The following is a 19,028-nucleotide window of genomic DNA, read 5'->3' on the forward strand; positions in this document are numbered from 1 at the left end:
GAGGATCACTGTACGCGACCGGGCGGTGCCGGGGAACCCGATCAGCGTCGCCGTCGGCGCCGGGTAGGTTGACCGGCGATGGACATTCTCGCTCTGGACCTGGGCACCTCCTCGGTGCGTGGACTGGTGCTGGACGCCGACGCGGTGCCGCGCCCGGGCGCGCTCGCCCGCCGCAAGGTGCACCTGGCCACCGGCGACGACGGCACCGGGACGCTCGACGGTCCCGGCTACCTGGCCGGCCTGGTCGAGTGCCTGGACGAGTTGGCCGCGGGCGGGCACCTGGGGCAGGTCGGGTTGGTGGCGACGTCGGCGCAGTGGCACTCGGTGCTGCCGGTGGCCGCCGACGGTGTCCCGTCGGGTCCGGTGCTGACCTGGCTGGACACCCGGCCGGCGTCACCCACCGGAGCGGCCGGCCCGGCCGATCCGGAGGATTACCACAGGCGCACCGGCGCCTGGTGGCACCGCTGCTACTGGTCGGTGCGGCTGCCCTGGCTCGCCGCGCACGGCGGCGACCGCGCCGCCCGGTTCACCGGCCTGGCCGAGTACGTGCTCGGCGCGCTGCTCGACGAGGCGCCGATGTCCATCTCGCTGGCCTCCGGCACCGGGCTGCTCGACCTGCGCCGGCTCGACTGGGACGCGGAGGCGTGCGCGCTGGCCGGGGTGCGTCCGCAGGCCCTGCCGCGGCTGGCCCCGCCGGGGTGGCACGGCCGGCTGAACCCGGAGCACGCGACGCGGTGGCCGCAGTTGGCCGGGGCGCGGTGGGCCGCGCCGGTCGGCGACGGCGCGGCCTCCAACGTGGGTTCCGGCTGCGTCGACGAGTCCCGGGCCGCGGTCACCGTCGGCACCTCCGCCGCGGTGCGCATGATCCAGGCCGTGCCGGCCGGGGCGGAGCTGCCGCCGCTGCCGGAGCAGCTCTGGCGTTACCGGGTCGACCACGACCACGTGGTGACCGGGGCGGCGTACTCCAGCGGCGGGAACCTGTTCGCCTGGGCCGACCGTGAGCTGCGGCTGCCGCAGGGCGCGGAGTTGGAGGCGGCGTTGCGCCGCGCCGGCACCGGAACCGGGGTGCGCGCCAACCCCCGCTTCGGCGGGGACCGCCCCCCGGGTACGGTGCCGGCCGGCTCGGGCGAGCTGCGCGGGTTGAGCTTCGGCAGCACCGCCGTCGACATCCTCGTCGGGCTGATGGGCGGCCTGTGCCGGCTCGTCGCCGACGACCTGGCGCTGCTCGAGGCCGGGGTCGGCGAGCCGATGGAGGTGGTGCTCGGCGGCGGGGCGCTGACCGCCTCGCCGTGGTGGCGCGCGACCTTCGCCGACGCGCTCGTCCCGCGTACGGTGCGGTGGCAGCGCAACCCGGAGATCGGGGCGACCGGCGCCGCGTTGGTGGCGCTGGGGCGGTTCGCGCGGGCGGCCGACATCGGCGGCCTCGCCCGCCCCGAAGCCGACGCCGCGCCGGCGGCGTAACCGCTGACCGTCCTGCTCATGCCGTCCGGGCGGGCGTTGACAGCGCCCGCCCGCCTGGTTGGATGGATCCCGCTCCCCGCCGTGGTGGAGCGGACCGAGGAGGCAAGTGTGCGCGCAGGTCCCGACCCGGTCCGCGGCGCGGCCCCACCGCCGCACCGGCGGCGCTCCGGGTTCCGGCTGCGGGACTGGCGGATGGGCACCAAGCTCGCCACCGTGCTCGTGATCCCCTCGCTGGCGTTCCTGGTCCTGGCCGGCGTGCAGACCCGGGGGCTGGTGGGGCAGACCACCACGCTGAGCGACTTCGCCGAGCAGGTCGGCATCGGCCGGCAGATCACCGCCGTGGTCGACCGGCTCCAGCAGGAGCGGGACCGGTCCGCGGGCGAGCTGGCCGCGCTGCGCCGCGCCGGCGCCGGCGCCGAGCGGGACGCCGCGGTCGCCGCGCTGCGGCCGTTGCAGGAGGCCACCGACCGGGCGGTGGACGAGCTGCGCGCCGCCGCCGAGCCGCTGGCCGACGCCGACGCCGCCTGGCGGGTCTCCTACGCCGAGGCGCTGGAGGCGTACGACCAGGTGGTGAACATCCGGGCCGCGGTGCCGCCGGCGGTGCTCTCCGCCGACACCGTGCTCAGCAACTACCACCGTGCCGTCGCGGCGCTGCTCAACCTGCTGGCCGAACCGTCGCCGGGGGACGGCCAGCGGGCGCTGACCGAGGCGGTGCTGCGCTACGTGCAGCTGGCCCGGGTCAAGGAGCTGTCCTCCCGGATCCGCGCCGAGCTGTACGCGGCCGCCCGCGCCGGCCGGTACGAGCCGGACGACCAGGTGACGCTCACCGACCTGCGGGCCCAGCAGCTCACCGCGCTCGGCGCGTTCCGGGTGGCGGCGACCGCCGACCAGGTACGCCGCTACGACCGCACCTCGGTGGACCCGGCCTTCGTCACGGCCACCCGGCTGGAGGAGCAGACCCTGCCCATCGGCGGAGCGGAGCCGGCGTTGCCGTCCGCGCCGCAGTGGTGGGCGGCCACCGAGCAGCGGCAGGAGCTGTTCCGCCAGCTCGAGGGCGAGATCCTCGACGACGCGGTGCGCCGGTCCGACGACGCGAGCGCCCGGCAGTTGCGCGAGACGTTGCTGGTGGCGGGCGGGATCGTCGCGGTGCTCCTGGTGGCGGTGCTCATCTCGCTGCTGGTCGGCCGGTCGGTGGCCCGCGCCATGCGGCAGTTGCGCGGCCAGGCGTTGCGCATCGCGCAGGTGGAGCTGCCAATGACGCTCCAGCGGCTGCGGGCCGTGGACCGCCCGGTGGGCGCGATCGACGTGCCGCCGGCGGTGGTCGACTCGCAGGACGAGATCGGCGAGCTGGCCGAGGCGTTCGTGGCGGTGCACCGCAGCGCCGTGGACGTGGCGGTCGAGCAGGCGATGATGCGGCGCAACGTCAACGCCATGTTCGTCAACCTGGCCCGGCGCAGCCAGGTGCTGGTCGAGCGGCAGTTGGAGCTGCTCGACGACCTGGAGCGCGAGGAGAGCGACCCGGACCAGTTGGAGAACCTGTTCAAGCTGGACCATCTCGCCGCCCGGATGCGCCGCAACGACGAGAGCCTGCTGGTGCTCGCCGGCACGGAGTCCACCCGGCGGTGGAACCGCCCGGTGGGGCTGGGAGCGGTGCTGCTCGCGGCCAGCGCGGAGATCGAGCAGTACCGGCGGGTGCACCACGAGAACCGCACCGACCTGCACGTGGTCGGGCACGCCGTCGGCGACCTGGTGCACCTGTTCGCGGAGCTGCTGGAGAACGCCACCACGTTCTCCCGGCCGGACACGGCGGTGCGGGTGGTGGTCGAGGCGGACGGCCCGGGCGCACTCGTGGAGATCGTCGACCGGGGTCTCGGCATGGGCCCGGCCGCGTTGGCCGAGGCGAACGCGGTGCTGGCCGAGCCACCGGCCGCCGACGTCGGGGCCTCCGAGCGGATGGGCCTGTTCGTGGTGAGTCACCTGGGTGCCCGCCACGGCGTCCGGGTGCAGTTACGGCCCGGTCGGGAGGGCCTGGTGACCCAGGTCCGGATCCTGGCCGACCTGCTGGCCGAGAGGCCGCCACCGGGGCTGGAACCGCCGGTGCCGGCGCGGATGCTGACCGGTCACGCCGCCGCGGCGTCGCGGGCGCTAGGCGCGGCGACCGCCGAGCTGCCGGTGGCCGGCCGCCATCCGGCGCCGCCGCGGCCGGGCGCGCCGGCGCAACCGGCCCTGCCGGTCTCGCCGCTGACCGGTCGGCCGCTCGGCGACGCGGTCGAGCCGCCGCCCGCGGGCCCGCCGGAGTCGGTGCCGCGCCCCCGGCCGGTGCCCGGCCGGGCCGAGGACGTCCTCACCCCGGCCGCCCCGCCGGCGGCGGGTGGCGGCTGGTTCTCCCGGCAGGGACCGACGTCGTCGGTGCTGGGTGTGACGCCGGCGCCGGTGCGGACGCCGGTGACCGGGGGGACCAATGAGCGGGGCCTGCCGGTGCGGGTGCCGATGGCCCAGCTCGCCGCGGTCTCGTCGGCCGACCGGCCGGACCGCGCGACGGCCCGGCACGAGCCGGACCCGGAGGCGGTCGGCGGTATGCTGTCCCGCTTCTACGGCGGGGTGCGACGGGCCGAGGCCGAGGAGACCACCGAGATGTACCTGCCGCGCGACGAAGGGGGACGACGACAGTGACGACGTTGAGCCAGGAGGCACGCGACCTGAGCTGGCTGGTGAACGCGTTCGCCGAGCGGGTTCCCGGGGTGGCGCACGCCGTGGTGGTGTCCTCCGACGGGTTGCTGGTGGCGATCTCCGCGCACCTGCCGCGCGACCACGCGGACAAGCTCGCCGCGGTCACCTCGGGCCTGATGAGCATCACCGCGGGCGCGGCGCAGATGTTCGACGGCGACGTCGTCAAGCAGACCGTGGTCGAGATGGGCCGGGGCTACTTCCTGGTGATGCAGATCCGCGACGGGTCGATCCTGGCCACCCTGGCCGGCGCGGACGCCGACATCGGCGTGGTCGGATACGAGATGGCCCGGCTGGCCAAGCAGGCCGGCGAGATGCTCACCCCGGCGCTGCGCGCGGAGTTGCAACAAGCGCTGCCGCGCTGACGGGCACCCGGCCGGCGGCGTCGCCGGCCGGGCCACGCCCGACCGGCCCTACAGCCCGTTGCGGCGGATCACGTCGCGGTACCAGTGGGCGCTGCGCTTGAACACCCGGCGCTGGGTCGGGTAGTCCACGTAGATCAGGCCCCAGCGCTGCTCGTACCCCTCGTTCCACTCGAAGTTGTCCAGCAGCGACCAGACGTGGTAGCTCTCCAGCGGCACCCCGTCGCTGATCGCCCGGTGGGCGACGGTGAAGTGGTCGCGCAGGAAGGTGACCCGGCCGGCGTCGTCGACGGTGCCGTCCGGGCCGGGCGCGTCGGGGCAGGGCAGACCGTTCTCGGTGATGGTGATCGGCACCCGGCCGTAGTCACGGGTGACCCGGGTCAGGATGTCGTACATGCCCTGCGGATAGATCTGCTGCCAGTCCGCCTGGGAGGTGGGCCACCTGCGCACCGTGCCGCCGCCGCCGGTGACGTAGATCGGCGTGTAGTACTGCACCGCGAGCAGGTCCACCGGGCTGGAGATGATCTTCAGGTCGCCGTCGCGGATGCCCTTGACCATCCGGCTGCCGGGGCCCAGGTCGGCGAGCACGTCCTGCGGGTACGCGCCCTTGAAGATCGAGTCGAGGTAGAGGCGGTTCTCGTAGCCGTCGTGGAGCGTGGTCGCGGCGGCGGCCTCGGCGCTGTCGTCCGCCGGGTAGCAGGGGTGCAGGTTGAGCGCCGGGCCGATGCGTCCGGGCACGCCGGAGGCGCGCAGCGCCTGCACGGCGAGGCCGTGGGCGAGCTGGAGGTGGTGGGCCACCAGGTAGGCGGCGGCCTCGTCCTGGTGCCCGGGGGCGTGGTGGCCGGTGAGGTAGCCGTTCTGCACCACGGTCTTCGGCTCGTTGACGGTCAGCCAGACCGGCACCTGCTCGCCGAGGGCGCGGAACACGACGTCGGCGTAGTCGGCGAAGCGCTCGGCGGTGTCGCGGTTCTCCCAGCCACCGTCGTCCTGGAGCGCCTGGGGGAGGTCCCAGTGGAAAAGTGTGGCCATCGGCGCGATCTCGCGCTCGTGCAGGCCGTCCACCAGGCGGCGGTAGAAGTCCAGGCCGCGCTGGTTGGGGCGGCCGGAGCCGTCGGCCTGGATGCGCGGCCAGGAGATGGAGAACCGGTAGCTGCGCAGCCCCAGCTCGCGCATCAGGTCGAGGTCCTGGGCGTACCGGTGGTAGTGGTCGGCCGCGACGTCGCCGGTGTCACCGTTGGCGGTGCGGCCCGGGGTGCGGCTGAAGGTGTCCCAGACGGACTCACCCCGGCCGTCCTCCTTGGCGGCCCCCTCGATCTGGTACGCCGAGGTGGCCGCGCCCCAGCCGAATCCGGTCGGGAAGCGCAGCGTGCCGTTCCGCTCCGCGTCGGTGTCGCGCTCGGGCGGGGAGTCGCAGGCGCCGAGGGCGGTGGCGGCGAGCCCGGCCACGGACGCGCCGGCGAGCCCGGTCCGGGCCGCGCCGGCCACGGACGCGCCGGCGAGCCCGGTCCGGGCCGCGCCGGCGGCGGTCGCGGACAGGGCGGCGCGGCGGAGCAGGCGCCGTCGGGTGAGTAACGACATGGAGGTTCTCCTCGAAGTGACGGGCCGCCCGGGGGCCGGGAGCGCTCCCAGCATAGGCCGGAGGCGGCCGGCCTCGATTCCGGCGGTCGCGGCGCGGACGCGGCGCGGCCGGCGGGCGGCCGGAGTGGGGTGGGCGGATGTCGCTCGGGGGGTGGGGGCGAGCGGCGAGGATGGGGCGAATAGCGCGAAAGGCCGTCCGGGTGGCGTGTCACGCCTGTCCCGTCGGCCTCTTTTGCCGTCGACAACGGGGGTTTAGTGTGGGGACGGGGGAGGGCAACCCCCGTCCCCACCGAGATGCACACACACACGACTTGGAATTGGCGTCCGTCGTGCGTGTCGCGCGGGAGCCGGGCCACGCGAGTGGCTCTGGTTCCACCTCCCTCCGTCTGGCGGGTGATGGCCGGCGGCGGCGTCCGGGCTGGTATCGCCGCCGGCCACTGGGCCGTTGCGCCGGGTACGGGTGTCCCCGGCGGTTCAGTAACTTACATCTTCGTCGATGGAAGCGCTCCCATCGGCGATGCTGCGACTGTAACCCGCGTCACGCCTTTGTGAAAGCCCCTAAACGAGATCGAAACATGGACGTGGGTGTCTGCCCTGGCCATTGTGGTGGGAGCGCTTCCATGGCAGACTCTCGACACGCGACGCGGAGCCAGCTCGCGCGAGCACGGGCCGCCGAGGGCACCCGGTGAACAACCGGTGCGGCGCCCCGATCCCCGGCACGGCCGGGACGACCCCCTTTCCGGACGCCTCCGTCCCCCCGCGCACGTCCATCGGTCGCGTGGAGGCGCCCCGCCGGGACCCCGGGTCCCGGCCCGGTCCGAGGAGACACCGCCCACATGAGACTCATGGCCAGACGTCGCCGCACGGCGATGCTCGCCGCCACCGCCCTCGCCATCGGCGGGGTGGCCCTGCCGGCGACCGCCGCGCAGGCCGCACCCGCCTGCGACGTCACCTACGCGACGAACGACTGGAGCGGCGGGTTCACCGCCAGCGTCACCATCAAGAACCTGGGCGACGCGCTGAACAACTGGTCGCTGAAGTTCGCGTTCCCCAACAGCAGCCAGCGCCTGACCCAGGGCTGGTCGGCCAAGTGGAGCCAGTCCGGCAGCGAGGTGACCGCGACCAACGAGTCGTGGAACGGCAGCCTGCCCACCGGCGCGTCCACGAACATCGGCTTCAACGGCACGTTCAGCGGCAGCAACCCGAAGCCGAGCGCGTTCACGCTCAACGGGGTCGCCTGCAACGGCGCCTCCACCAACCAGCCGCCGACGGTCTCACTCGGCGTGCCGGCCGGCCCGTTCACCGCCCCGGCCGACGTGCCGCTGACCGCGACCGCCAGCGACCCCGACGGCACCATCAGCAAGGTCGAGTTCTACCGCAACGGCCTGTTGGTCAACACCGACACCACCGCCCCGTACGGCTACGACCTGCTGGGTCTGCCGGCGGGCAGCTACACCGTGCAGGCCAAGGCGTACGACAACGCCGGCGGCACCGCCACGGCGGAGAAGTCGTTCACGGTGACCGCGGCCACCGGTCCGAAGCTGGTGGCCACGCCGTCGGCGGTGAGCGTCGACGAGGGTGGCGGCGCCACGGTCCGTTACACGCTCAGCGCGGCGCCCAGCGCCAACGTCCCGGTGACCCTCGCCGTCACCGGTGACAGCGACATCACCGTCTCGCCGTCGACGCTGACGCTCACCCCGAGCAACTGGAGCATCGGCGTCACCGCCACCGTCTCCGCGGCCGAGGACGCCGACACCGTCGGCGGCACCGCCACCGTGACGGCGTCGGCCACCGGGTACGCCCCGGTCTCGGTGGTCGCCACCGAGATCGACAACGACACCCCGGGCGGCGACAACGCCTACATCAAGAAGTTCCTCGACCAGTACGGCAAGATCAAGAACTCGGGCTACTTCAGCCCCGAGGGCGTGCCGTACCACTCGATCGAGACGCTGATCGTGGAGGCGCCCGACTACGGGCACGAGACCACGTCCGAGGCGTTCAGCTTCTGGATCTGGCTGGAGGCCCAGTACGGCCGGGTCACCCAGAACTGGGGCCCGTTCAACAACGCGTGGACCGTGACCGAGAAGTACATCATCCCGAGCCACGCCGACCAGCCGACGGCCGGCTCGCCGGGCACCCCGCAGTACGCGGCCGAGCACAACCTGCCCAGCCAGTACCCGTCCGCCCTGGAGGCCAGCGTCCCGGTCGGCCAGGACCCGCTGCGCTCGGAGCTGCAGTCCACCTACGGCACCGGCGACATCTACGGCATGCACTGGCTGCTCGACGTCGACAACACCTACGGCTACGGCCGGTGCGGCGACGGCACCACCAAGCCCGCCTACATCAACACGTTCCAGCGGGGCACCCAGGAGTCGGTGTGGGAGACCGTGCCGCAGCCGTCCTGCGACACGTTCAAGCACGGCGGCCAGTACGGTTACCTCGACCTGTTCGTCAAGGAGTCCAACGCCCCGGCCAAGCAGTGGAAGTACACCAACGCCCCGGACGCCGACGCGCGCGCCGTGCAGGCCGCCTACTGGGCGCTGACCTGGGCCAAGGCGCAGGGCAAGGAGGCCGACGTGGCGGCCACCGTGGCCAAGGCCGCCAAGATGGGCGACTACCTGCGCTACGCGCTGTTCGACAAGTACTTCAAGAAGATCGGCAACTGCGTCGGCGCGTCCGCGTGCCCGGCCGGCAGCGGCCGTGACTCGGCGCACTACCTGCTCTCCTGGTACTACGCCTGGGGTGGCGCGTACGACACGTCGCAGAACTGGTCGTGGCGGATCGGCTCCAGCCACAGCCACTTCGGCTACCAGAACCCGTTCGCGGCCTGGGCGATGACCAACGTCGCGGAGCTGAAGCCGAAGTCGCCGACCGCGGTCTCCGACTGGCAGAAGAGCATGGACCGGCAGTTGGAGTTCTACACCTGGCTCCAGTCCGCCGAGGGCGGCATCGCCGGCGGCGCCACCAACAGCTGGGACGGCAGCTACGCCCAGCCGCCGGCCGGCACCGCCACCTTCTACGGCATGTTCTACGACGTCGACCCGGTCTACAACGACCCGCCGTCGAACCAGTGGTTCGGCATGCAGGCCTGGTCGATGCAGCGCATCGCCGAGCTCTACCTGCAGACCGGCAACGCCAAGGCCAAGGCGCTGCTCGACAAGTGGGTGCCGTGGGCGATCGCCAACACCACCACCGGCACCAACTGGTCGATCCCGTCGGACATGAAGTGGACCGGCCAGCCGGCGAACTGGAACCCGAGCAGCCCGCAGCCGAACACCAACCTGCACGTCGAGGTGACGGTGAAGGGCCAGGACGTCGGCGTCGCCGCCGCCTACGCCCGCACCCTCATCGCGTACGCGGCCAAGTCCGGCAACGTCGCGGCGAAGACCACCGCCAAGGGCCTGCTGGACGCGCTCTCGGCCGCGGCCGACAGCAAGGGCGTCTCGATGCCGGAGAAGCGCGGCGACTACAAGCGCTTCGACGACGTCTACAACGCCGCCGACGGTCAGGGCCTCTACGTGCCGCCGGGCTGGACCGGGAAGATGCCGAACGGCGACACCATCGCCGCCGGCAAGAGCTTCCTGGACATCCGGTCGTTCTACAAGAACGACCCGGAGTGGCCCAAGGTGCAGGCGTACCTGGACGGTGGCGCCGAGCCGGTCTTCAACTACCACCGGTTCTGGGCACAGGCGGACGTCGCCATGGCGTACGCCGACTACGGCACCTACTTCCCGCAGGGGTGAGGTGACGACTCCTCCGTGGGCGGGAGAGGACCCGCCCACGGAGGACGCCCACCCGGCCGATGGGGGAACGGAGCGGCCGGGTCGGCGGACGGCCTGACGCCCACGGTCAGGCCGGGTGGGCCGGCCGTCCGGCCGACGCGGCGGACGGACCGGCCCACCACTCCGCCCGGGGAGGACCCATGGCGCGAAAGGCACGCAAAATTCAACGCTCCACGGGATCACATCCGTGGCGATGACGGAGTAACGTATTTGACGGAGAGGCCGCTCCCCCCGTGGCGGCCTCTCCACTAACTTTCGGGCCCGGCCGCCGCCGGCCCCCCGTCCGGGCCGGAGGCCCCGGCCGGGTGCCGCAGCCCCGGATGCCCGGCCGGCAGCGACCGGCGGATCACCACCCAGCTCACCGCCAGCGTCGCCGCGACCAGCGGCCAGGTCAGCGCCGCCCGGGTCAGCGCCAACGCGACCACCTGCCCGTCGAGCCAGAGCGGGACGAACACCGCCACCCGCAGCACGTAGGTGGCCGTCCACACCCAGCTCGCCCGGCCGTACGCCCGCAGCAGCGCCGGGTCGCGCCGCCACCGCCCCCGCTGCCCGAGCACCAGCCCGACCACCACGCCGAGCAGCGGCCAGCGCACCACGATGCTGACCGCCCAGGCCAACGCGCTGGCCGCGTTGGAGGCGATCTGGAGCAGGAAGAAGTCGCCGGCCCGGCCGGTGCGCAGCGCGATCAACGCGGCCAGGCAGACCGCCAGCAGCCCGACCAGCACCGAACGGGGGCGGTCGCCACGCCGCCAGCGCCAGACGGCCACCGCCGCGCCGGTCACCACCGCGACGAGCACGCCGCCGCCGAGACCGCCGAGCACCCAGCCCAGTCCGAACCCCAGTGGGGGCAGCGTCGCGTCCACCGCGCCGCGCCGTCCACCGAGCAGGTCGGTGAGCGACTCCGGTCGCGCCCCGGTCGACCGCTGCCGCTCCGGCGTACCGGTCACCCGCCACCTCCTCGACGAAGCCCGCCCCAACCTACGCCGGAATGCGGGGCGCTCCGCCGCGCGCCGCGACGGGCCGACCGCTAAGTTGTCCGGGTGCGGGAGACGGCGAGGGGTTGGACGGCGGTCTGGTTGGTCGTGCTGGCCTTGGTCCAGACGGCCGCGTTCCTGGTGTTGTGGCGGTTCGCCGTGCACACCGAGCTGGGCCAGTGGTTGGACACGGTCGCGTTGACCGGCAACCAGATCGGGCAGGACCGGATCGACGGGCCGGTGGACACCATCCTCAACGCCATGTCGGCGGTGTCGCTGCTGGCCGCGACCGCCGTGATCGGCTTCATCGCGCTGATCCGGGGGCGCAAGGCGCTGGCCGTCACCGCGACGCTGCTGATCGCCGGCGCGAACGTGAGCACCCAGGCGCTGAAATACCTCCTCGCCCGCCCGGACTTCGGCATCGACCCGGAGCGGGCCGCCGCCGGCAACAGCCTGCCCAGCGGCCACACCACCGTCGCGGCATCGGTGGCGGTCGCCCTGATCCTGGTGCTGCCCCGCAAGCTGCGGGTGGCCGGCGCGTTCATCGGCGCCGGTTACGCGGCCGCCGCCGGCGTCGCCACGCTCTCCGCCGGCTGGCACCGGCCCAGCGACGCGGTCGCCGCCTACCTGCTGGTCGGCGCCTGGGCCGCGGTCGCCGGGCTGGTGCTGCTGGTCTTCCAGCGGGAACGGGCCGTGGTGGAGCCGGGCGACGCGCACCGCGTCGCCGCCGCCGTGCTCGGCGTCGGCGGCGCGCTGGCCCTGCTGGTCTCCGCGCTGGCGCTGTCCTGGCTGGTCGACCGCTCCACGATCGCCGCCACGGACCTCGGCCGCCGTCCGCTCCTCGTCGGGTACGCCGGCAGCGCGGCCGGCATCGTCGGCACGATCGCCGTGGTGGCCGCGCTGGTGCTCGCCACGGTGCACCGGCTGGTGCCCCGCTGGAAGGGCTGAGGACCGGCATGTCGTCGGTGCGCGTGGCGTTCCGCGACGAGTGCGAACGGCTGGAGCGGGTGCTGCACGGGCTCGACGAGGCGGCCCTGGACCGCCCGACGCCCTGCCCGCCGTGGCGGGTACGGGACCTGCTGGCGCACGTGAGCACCGGGGCCGGTCGGCTGGTCGCGATGCTCGCCGAGCCCGCGCCGCCGAAGCCCGAGGTGAGCGCCGCCGCCTACTTCGGCACGGCCAAGTTCACGCCCGAGGTCGACCGGGACCGGATCGAGGGCGCCCGGGCGGCGGCGCACGCGTGTTCCGGCGTGGTCGAGGCGGCCCGGGAGTTCGGGCGGGCCTGGCGGAGCACCGACGCCGCGGTGGCCGCCGAGCCGCCCGGACGGGTGGTGCGCACCCGACACGGCGACGCGATGGCGGTGACCGAGTTCCTGCGTACCCGGGTGGTGGAGGTCGCGGTGCACGGCCTGGACCTCGCCGACGCGCTGGACCGGCCGCCGTGGACGACCCCGGCCGCGGCGGCCGTGGTGGTCGACGTGCTCACCGCCGGACGGCCGGTGCCGGCCGGGCTCGGCTGGGACCCGGCCACCGTGCTGCGCAAGGCCACCGGCCGGCTGCCGACGATCGGCGCGGAGCGGGCGGCGCTGGCGGCGGCCGGCATCCGCCGGCTCGCGTTCGGCCGCTGAGGGGCCGGCCACCCCGCGACGGCAGGACGGGCCGTCCGCCGGTCGGTCAGCCCGCCGGACCGGCGGAACCGGCAGCGGGCGGGCGACCCGCCGCGCCGCGTCGCAGGTGCTCCAGCACGATCGGGTCGATCCGGCCGGGCACGAAGCGTTCCTCCAGGTTCTCCAGCCCGGACCAGGCGGCGAGCGCGTCGTCGAGGCCGGCCGGCCCGACCGGGTGCCCGGCGGCGGCGAGCAACTCCGCCACCTCGACGGCGAGCGGGCCGGTGAGGTCGCGCAGGGTGGCCGGATCGGGACGGCCGAAGATCATGGTGTGCAGGCCGAGCAGCCGGCGCAGCTCGGCGACCGGGTCGGGATGGTCGTCCACGCGCAGGTCGACCAGTTCGTCTCCGGTGCCCGCGTAGCCGCCGTGGCGCCGCACCACGAACAGCGCGGCGCTCTGCCGGCCGCGCCGGTCGCCGCCGGCCCGGTCGCCGGCCGCCAGCGCGGCCAGCATCCGCTGCGGGAACGGCAGGTCGGTGCCGGTGAGCCAGGCGTCGCGCAGCGCGTCGATCACCTGCGGACCGTCCAGGATGTTGCCCTGCGCGGCCCACCCGTCGCCGGCCTGCCCACCGGCCCAGGGATGGCACCGCGGGCCGGTCCAGGTGGCCCCGGGGCCGGCGGCGCCGACCACCGCGAGCTGCCGGTCGTCGCGCCCGGGGTCGGCGGCGACCAGGCCGGCGACCGCGTCGGCGGCGCTCACGCCGGTGCGCAGCATGGCCAGCGCCTGGGCCCGGTAGGCGAGGTTGGCGTGGGCCTGGGTGGCGACCGCGCCGACCCGCGCCTCGGCGGCCGGCACCAGCGCGCCGGCGGCGAGGAACCGGCTGGCCACGGCCACGCCGTGCAGGTGCCCGTCGGCGGAGCGGGCGACGAGCGAGAACGTCACGGGCGGATCGTAGCCCGGTCGCGGGCACGCCGTCCCCGCACCGGCCGGAGGTGACCCGCGTGGTCAGAACGGCGTCGCGGGATCCTCGGGCGGGCGTCCCCAGGCCCGGCGCACGTCGGCCACCGCCACCGCCGCCAGCACCGGCACCGCCCAGATCGCCCCGACCAGCGGCGCGGCCCGCACCAGCAGCGGCGCCGGCAGCAGCAGCGCGGCGATCGCCACCAGCCGCGACGGGGAGACCCGGCCGAACACCTCGTACTCGAAGCGGACCCGCCCGGCCAGGAACAGCGCCGGACCGCCCAGGACCATGGCGAGCCAGGGCAGTTCGTTGTGCCCGGTGGGGTGTTCGATGGCCAGTTCGTAGCCGATCGCGGCGGCCACCACGCCGATGATCATGACCGGTGGGTGTCGGCGGCGGAGCGGCCGACGGTGGCGGGGTGTCTCGCCCCGGTCACCGCCTCGCCGAGAATCTGCCCGGCCCGCTGCACGTAGATCCGCCACAGCACGACGGAGGTGGCCAGTGCGGCGGCGAACGCGACGATGCTGGCCCAGCCGCCCGGCGTACGGGTGAAGGTCAGGCCGGCGACCAGGATCGTCTCGCCGATCGCCACCAGGTAGATCTGCGGGTAGCGCTCGGCGAGGTGCTTGCCGTGGATGTCCCAGCGGGAGATGGTCGAGCGGCCCAGCCCCGCCACCGGCCAGCCGAACCGGTTGCCGAGATACTCCACCACCAGCGCGATGCTCCAGAGCACGACCCGCGGGTTGGTGGGCAGCACCGCGCCGGCCAGCCAGAGCGCCCCGGCCACGCAGTAGGTGATCAGCATCCGCAGCTTCAGCCGGCGGAACTGGAGCCGGCGCAGCACCAGCAGCAGGATCGCCGAGCGGGCCCCGTGCGCCACCACGTACGCGACGGCGAACGCCAGGCCGGGGCCGTCGAACGCGCGGGGGATGGCCACCCCCATCACCATCGCCGAGAACAGCGCGGTGACCACGATGACCTGGAGCCAGAGGTGGTACGGGTCGTAGCGGCTGGTGGTCCACGCGGTGCCCTGCCAGAGCATCCAGAGCGCGAGCAGCAGCAGCAGCAGCGTCTTGCCGCCGCCGGTCACCGCCGGCCAGTAGGCCCGCCCGTCCTCCAGCGCCAGATCCTCGAACGCGCGCGCCGAGACGCGGGTCAGCGCGAACACGTAGACCAGGTCGAAGAAGAGCTCCAGGAAGGTGGCGCGGTCGCTGTCGCCGTCGTCCGAGCGCAGCACGGCGGGCTCGGCGACCCGCACCGCCGTTCCCCGCCCGCGCCGACGCCCACCCGGCAGTCGTAACCCTCTTTCCGCGCATCGCGGTGCGGATCGCCCGGATCGCCTCCGATCTTGCTCTGGGCGGTGCCGGGAGGCACGATCGACCGGGTGACCAACCGATGGGGCATGACTGTTCCGCTGGGCGGCATCCCGCTCGCCGACCACGCCGCCGTCTACGCCGCGCTGGCGGAGGCCGGCTTCACCGACGTCTGGTCGTCGGAGGTGGCCGGGACCGACGCGTTCACTCCGCTCGCGCTCGCCGCCGCCTGGGCGCCCGGGCTGCGGCTCGGCACCGCGATCACCCCCGTCTTCACCCGGGGGCCGGGGCTGCTGGCGATGAGCGCCGCCGCGCTGGCCGAGGCCGCGCCGGGGCGCTTCGCGCTCGGCCTCGGCGCGTCCTCGCCGGTGCTGGTGCGCGACTGGAACGCGGTGCCGTTCGACGAGCCGTACCGGCGGACCCGCGACGTGCTGCGTTTCCTGCGGTCCGCACTGGCCGGCGAAACCGTCGACGGAGCGTACGAGACGTTCGCGGTGCGGCGGTTCACGCTGGAACGCCCGCCGGCCGTGCCGCCACCGGTGCTGCTCGCCGCGCTGCGCCCCGGCATGCTGCGGCTCGCCGCCGCCGAGGCCGACGGCGTCATCCTCAACTGGCTGGCCGCCACCGACGTGCCGACCGCGCTGGCCGAGCTGGGTGACCGCCGCCCCGGCTTCGCGGTCGCCGCCCGGATCTTCGTCTGCCCCACCGAGGACGCCCGATACGCCCGGGCCCTGGGCCGCCGCCTGATCACCGGCTACCTCACCGTGCCCGCCTACGCCGCCTTCCACCGTTGGCTGGGCCGGCAGGAGAGCCTGGCGGAGATGTGGCGGGCATGGGAGGCGGGGGACCGGCGCGGCGCCGCCGCCGCGGTGCCCGACGAGGTGGTCGACGCGCTGGTGCTGCACGGCTCGCCCGAGGAATGCGCGGCCGAGGCCCGCCGGTACGCGGCGCACGGCGTCGACGTGCCGGTGCTGGCGGTGCTGCCCACCCCGGAGCTCACCGGGGACGGCGCGGCGGCGTGGCTGGACCTGCTGCCCCGGCTCGGGGCCGGCGCCGGGGAGGTGCGCTGAGATGAACCTGACCGATCGGGTGGCCGTGATCACCGGTGGGGCCGGCGGCATCGGCGCGGCGCTGGGTCGGCGGTTCGCCGCCGAGGGCGCCGCCGCCGTGGTGCTGGCCGACCTGGCCGCCGAGGCGGCGGGCGCGGCGGCCGAGGCGATCGGTCCGGTCGCCACGGGCGTCGGGCTGGACGTCACCGACGAGGCGGCGGTCCGCGCGCTCGTCGACGAGACCGAGCGCCGCCACGGCCGGATCGACCTGTTCTGCGCCAACGCCGGGGTGGCCACCGGCGGTGGCCTCGACGCGCCGGACGCCGACTGGGAGCGGGCCTGGCGGGTCAACGTGCTCGGGCACCTGCACAGCGTCCGGGCGGTGCTGCCGGGGATGCTGCGCCGGGGGCAGGGACACCTGCTGCTCACCTGCTCGGCGGCGGGTCTGCTGACCGCGGTCGGCGACGCCCCGTACACCGCCACCAAGCACGCCGCGGTCGGGCTCGCCGAGTGGGTGGCGATCACCTATCGGGACGAAGGCATCCGGGTCAGCGCGCTCTGCCCGCAGGGCGTGGACACCCCGATGCTCGCCGACGGCCTCGCCGAGGGGCACCTCGGCGCGCGGGTGATCGCGGCGTCCGGCGCGGTCCTCACCCCGGACCAGGTCGCCGACGCGGTGGTGGCCGGGCTGGCCGAGGAACGGTTCCTCATCCTGCCCCACCCGGAGGTGGCCGACTACGCCCGACGCCGCGCCGAGGACCCGGACGGCTGGCAGGCCGGCCTGCGCAAGCTCGTCCGCAAACTGCGCGCCGCCGACCGCTGACCGACGGCGGATCGTCAGCGGCGCCGGTGACCGACGACCACTCATGTCGCCGGTCGGAGGACAGACTGCGATGTCCAACGGGCAACGGGGTCAGCGCCGCCAGCGCAGCGGGCCCGGGTGCGCCCGCCACCACAGCCGCCGCCACCGGGGCCGGGCGTCGCGCAGGGCGTCACCATACGAGGTGGCCAGCATCGCCGCCCGTGCCGCCTGCTCAGAGGTGGTGCCGGGGCCGAAGGCGACCTGATTGACGAGCCCGGCCAACTCGCCGACGCCGCCGGGCTCCGCGCCGCCGACCGCAGGGCCACCGGTTGCGGCGCGGGCCTCGGCGAGCGCCACCCGGGCCCGCTCGGCCACCTCCGCCGCCGCCAGGTCGTCACCCACCGGCCGGCCGGCCAGCCGAAGCGCGTCGGTCAGCTCCCGCCAGGCGCCGGCCACCCGCGCACCGGGGTCGCTCCGTTCCAACCGGGAGCGGCTCAACCGGCGGCGCATCGCGGCGAACGCCGCCAGCACCGCCCCGACCACCAGCAGCAGACCACCGACGCCACCGCCCACCAGCACCGGCGTACCCGGGCCGCCCGCGGGCCGGCCCGGCGCGGGCGCGGCGGCCGGCGGCGTGGCGGTGGGCTGCTCGGTCGGCGCCGGCACCTCCGACGGCGGCGGCTCCTCCGGCTGCGGGCGGAAGTCCTCCTCCACCGGCCGGGGCTGCTCGTCCGGGCGCGGCATCGGATCGAACGGCACCCAGCCCACGCCCTCGAACAGCACCTCCGGCCAGGCGTACGCGTCGGCGGCCCGCACCGGCCCGTCCGCCCTCGGCTCGAACCCGACCACCACCCGGGTGGGCAGCCCGGCGAGCCGGCCGAGCACCGCGAACGCGGCGGCGAACTGCTCCGAGGTGCCCCGCTGGCCGCCGCCGTTGCGCGGGCCGAACAGGAAGAACGTCAGGTTCGGGTAGGCGTGCCCGCTCGGCGCGTCGGCGGTCACCCGGTAGTGCTCGGCGAGGAACGTGGCGATCGCGTCCGCCCGCGCGTACGGGGCGCCGTTGGACTCGGCGAGCTGGGTGGCCAGCCGGCGCACCTGCTCCGGCGCGCCGTCGGGCACCCGCAGCACCCGGGACACCGCGTCCCCGGCCGGCACGTTCGCGGTGCTGACCAGGTTGAGGTCGGGCTTCTCCCGAACCGATGACACCGCGTAGCGCAGCCCCGGGGCGAGCCCCTCCGGCCGGATCAGCGTCCCGCTCGCCGGGTCGTACGCCACCCGGGCGCCGCCCACCTCGCGCGGCGTCGGCACAGCCGGCAGCAGCCGCCCGGTCAGGTCCGCCACCGTGATCTCCTGGCGCACCTCCTCGGTCGTCGCGGCCGGCGCCGGATCGACCGCGGGCAGGATCCGCCCCGCGTTGCGGTACGTGGCGCCCACCCGCCAGGTCACCCCGTCGTAGTCGCTGAGCACCGCCAGCCGGATCCGCGGCGGCCCGCCCTCGGTCGAACCGGCGACCGTGCGCACGTCGAGCAGCCGCTGGTCCGGGTTCAACGCCCAGCCGGAGATCCGGATCAGCGGGTTCTCGTCCAGCGACTCCACCTGCGGCGGCTCCACGTAGCGGCGCGGGTCGACCGGACGCTCGTCGACCCGGCCGGCGACCACCGGGGCCAGCAGCGCGGCGAGCGCCACCACCACGACCAGCCCGGCCGCGCTCGCCGCGGCCAGCCGCAACCGCACCGCCGCCCGTACCGCCGGGGCGAGCCCGGACGCCGGATCGACCGCCACCGGACCGGAGCGCCGGCCGGGCGCCGCCAGGCCGACGGCCGCGACGGCCGCGAACAGCACCGTGGGGCCGACCGCCGGTGTCGCGTTCGGCCCCACCACGTAGAGCGCGCCGGCGTAGAGCAGCGCCGGCGGCAGGTAGCCCAGCAGCACCCGGCCGGCGCGCAGTGCCACCTCGGCGGCGGTCATCCCGGCCAGCCAGGCCGCCACCACCGGGACCAGCACGGTGTCCGGCGCCGGCTGCACCGGGATCATCGCGGTGAGCAGCCGGGGGATCGCGTTGCGGGCGGCGTCGCCGGCCACCTCGCCGAGCCCGCCGGGCAGCGCCGCGTGGCTCGCCGCCAACCGCAACGACAGCAGCGTCCAGCCGGCCAGGGCGGCCACCGACACCGGGGCCACCAGCCACGACGGCAACCGCCGGGCGGCCACGCCGACGAGCACCGAACCGGCCGCCGCGCCGACCATCAGCCGGGTCAGCAGCGGGTCCGCGTACACCCGGCCCAGCACCACGCCGGCGAGCGCCACCAGCACGACCAGCGCCGCCGGCACCACTGCCGCGCGCAGCGCCCCGGCCACCCGACCGCGCGCCGGCGCGTCCGGCGGCGCGCCGGTGGCCGGGCGCGGCGGCGTCA

The 19,028-nt window shown here is 75.2% G+C and carries 14 protein-coding genes; 8 read left to right on the forward strand and 6 right to left on the reverse strand.

Annotated features, from left to right (window positions below; all coding sequences use genetic code 11):
• Positions 1-78 precede the first annotated feature (78 nt).
• From O7618_RS04975 to O7618_RS04985, 3 genes are all read left to right on the forward strand, one after another.
• A complete protein-coding gene (locus O7618_RS04975) occupies positions 79-1,461 on the forward strand; it encodes an FGGY family carbohydrate kinase (protein WP_278104767.1) in 1,383 nt (460 codons plus the stop codon).
• A 108-nt stretch (positions 1,462-1,569) separates the two neighbouring features.
• On the forward strand, positions 1,570-4,134 hold the full coding sequence (locus tag O7618_RS04980) for an ATP-binding protein (RefSeq protein ID WP_278104768.1): 2,565 nt from the start codon (positions 1,570-1,572) through the stop codon (positions 4,132-4,134).
• A gap of 5 nt (positions 4,135-4,139) precedes the next feature.
• On the forward strand, positions 4,140-4,553 hold the full coding sequence (locus O7618_RS04985) for a roadblock/LC7 domain-containing protein (RefSeq protein WP_196806755.1): 414 nt from the start codon (positions 4,140-4,142) through the stop codon (positions 4,551-4,553).
• Between the two features lie 48 nt (positions 4,554-4,601).
• Here the strand turns inward: O7618_RS04985 and O7618_RS04990 are convergent, their stop codons facing one another.
• Positions 4,602-6,128: a GH1 family beta-glucosidase gene (locus O7618_RS04990; protein ID WP_278104769.1), complete on the reverse strand. Its 1,527-nt coding sequence runs from the start codon at positions 6,126-6,128 to the stop codon at positions 4,602-4,604.
• An 845-nt stretch (positions 6,129-6,973) separates the two neighbouring features.
• Here O7618_RS04990 and O7618_RS04995 point away from each other — a divergent pair.
• Positions 6,974-9,871, forward strand: coding sequence for a glycoside hydrolase family 48 protein (locus O7618_RS04995; protein WP_278104770.1), 2,898 nt, complete (start codon positions 6,974-6,976; stop codon positions 9,869-9,871).
• A gap of 287 nt (positions 9,872-10,158) precedes the next feature.
• Here the strand turns inward: O7618_RS04995 and O7618_RS05000 are convergent, their stop codons facing one another.
• Entirely contained in the window at positions 10,159-10,857 is a 699-nt protein-coding gene (locus tag O7618_RS05000; protein WP_278104771.1) for a DUF3159 domain-containing protein, read from the reverse strand.
• 93 nt (positions 10,858-10,950) lie between these two features.
• Here O7618_RS05000 and O7618_RS05005 point away from each other — a divergent pair, with 93 nt between their 5' ends.
• Together O7618_RS05005 and O7618_RS05010 are read left to right on the forward strand one after the other, a co-directional pair.
• A complete protein-coding gene (locus tag O7618_RS05005; protein ID WP_278104772.1) occupies positions 10,951-11,832 on the forward strand; it encodes a phosphatase PAP2 family protein in 882 nt (293 codons plus the stop codon).
• Positions 11,833-11,840: 8 nt separating this feature from the next.
• The gene (locus O7618_RS05010) at positions 11,841-12,512 is read left to right on the forward strand and encodes a maleylpyruvate isomerase N-terminal domain-containing protein (RefSeq protein WP_278104773.1); all 672 of its coding nucleotides are present in this window, start codon (positions 11,841-11,843) and stop codon (positions 12,510-12,512) included.
• Between the two features lie 46 nt (positions 12,513-12,558).
• Here O7618_RS05010 and O7618_RS05015 read toward each other — a convergent pair whose 3' ends face one another.
• The 3 genes from O7618_RS05015 to O7618_RS05025 all read right to left on the reverse strand — a co-directional run bounded on the left by O7618_RS05015 (position 12,559) and on the right by O7618_RS05025 (position 14,711).
• The gene (locus tag O7618_RS05015; protein WP_278104774.1) at positions 12,559-13,434 is read right to left on the reverse strand and encodes a DUF1028 domain-containing protein; all 876 of its coding nucleotides are present in this window, start codon (positions 13,432-13,434) and stop codon (positions 12,559-12,561) included.
• A 63-nt stretch (positions 13,435-13,497) separates the two neighbouring features.
• The gene (locus tag O7618_RS05020; RefSeq protein ID WP_278104775.1) at positions 13,498-13,830 is read right to left on the reverse strand and encodes a low temperature requirement protein A; all 333 of its coding nucleotides are present in this window, start codon (positions 13,828-13,830) and stop codon (positions 13,498-13,500) included.
• Entirely contained in the window at positions 13,827-14,711 is an 885-nt protein-coding gene (locus tag O7618_RS05025; protein ID WP_278104776.1) for a low temperature requirement protein A, read from the reverse strand. Before O7618_RS05025 ends, O7618_RS05020 begins: the two co-directional genes overlap by 4 nt.
• 144 nt (positions 14,712-14,855) lie before the next feature.
• Here O7618_RS05025 and O7618_RS05030 point away from each other — a divergent pair, with 144 nt between their 5' ends.
• Positions 14,856-15,836, forward strand: coding sequence for an LLM class F420-dependent oxidoreductase (locus O7618_RS05030; RefSeq protein WP_278109920.1), 981 nt, complete (start codon positions 14,856-14,858; stop codon positions 15,834-15,836).
• 1 nt (position 15,837) lies between these two features.
• Complete coding sequence (locus O7618_RS05035; RefSeq protein WP_278104777.1) at positions 15,838-16,638, forward strand: SDR family oxidoreductase; 801 nt, start codon at positions 15,838-15,840, stop codon at positions 16,636-16,638.
• Between the two features lie 90 nt (positions 16,639-16,728).
• Here the strand turns inward: O7618_RS05035 and O7618_RS05040 are convergent, their stop codons facing one another.
• Positions 16,729-18,972 carry a transglutaminase domain-containing protein gene (locus O7618_RS05040; RefSeq protein WP_278109921.1) on the reverse strand — a complete coding sequence of 748 codons (2,244 nt, stop codon included), beginning with the start codon at positions 18,970-18,972 and terminating at the stop codon, positions 16,729-16,731.
• Between the last annotated feature and the right edge of the window lie 56 nt (positions 18,973-19,028).

The organism is Micromonospora sp. WMMD980, from assembly GCF_029626035.1.
Lineage (GTDB): Bacteria > Actinomycetota > Actinomycetes > Mycobacteriales > Micromonosporaceae > Micromonospora.

What these genes read in the sequence shown, in the direction of transcription:
- O7618_RS04990 (WP_278104769.1), bottom strand. Translation starts at nt 6,128, where the DNA reads ATGTCGTTACTCACCCGACGGCGCCTGCTCCGCCGCGCCGCCCTGTCC.
- O7618_RS05020 (WP_278104775.1), bottom strand. Translation starts at nt 13,830, where the DNA reads ATGATCATCGGCGTGGTGGCCGCCGCGATCGGCTACGAACTGGCCATC.
- O7618_RS05030 (WP_278109920.1), top strand. Translation starts at nt 14,856, where the DNA reads ATGACTGTTCCGCTGGGCGGCATCCCGCTCGCCGACCACGCCGCCGTC.
- O7618_RS04995 (WP_278104770.1), top strand. Translation starts at nt 6,974, where the DNA reads ATGGCCAGACGTCGCCGCACGGCGATGCTCGCCGCCACCGCCCTCGCC.
- O7618_RS05035 (WP_278104777.1), top strand. Translation starts at nt 15,838, where the DNA reads ATGAACCTGACCGATCGGGTGGCCGTGATCACCGGTGGGGCCGGCGGC.
- O7618_RS04975 (WP_278104767.1), top strand. Translation starts at nt 79, where the DNA reads ATGGACATTCTCGCTCTGGACCTGGGCACCTCCTCGGTGCGTGGACTG.
- O7618_RS05010 (WP_278104773.1), top strand. Translation starts at nt 11,841, where the DNA reads ATGTCGTCGGTGCGCGTGGCGTTCCGCGACGAGTGCGAACGGCTGGAG.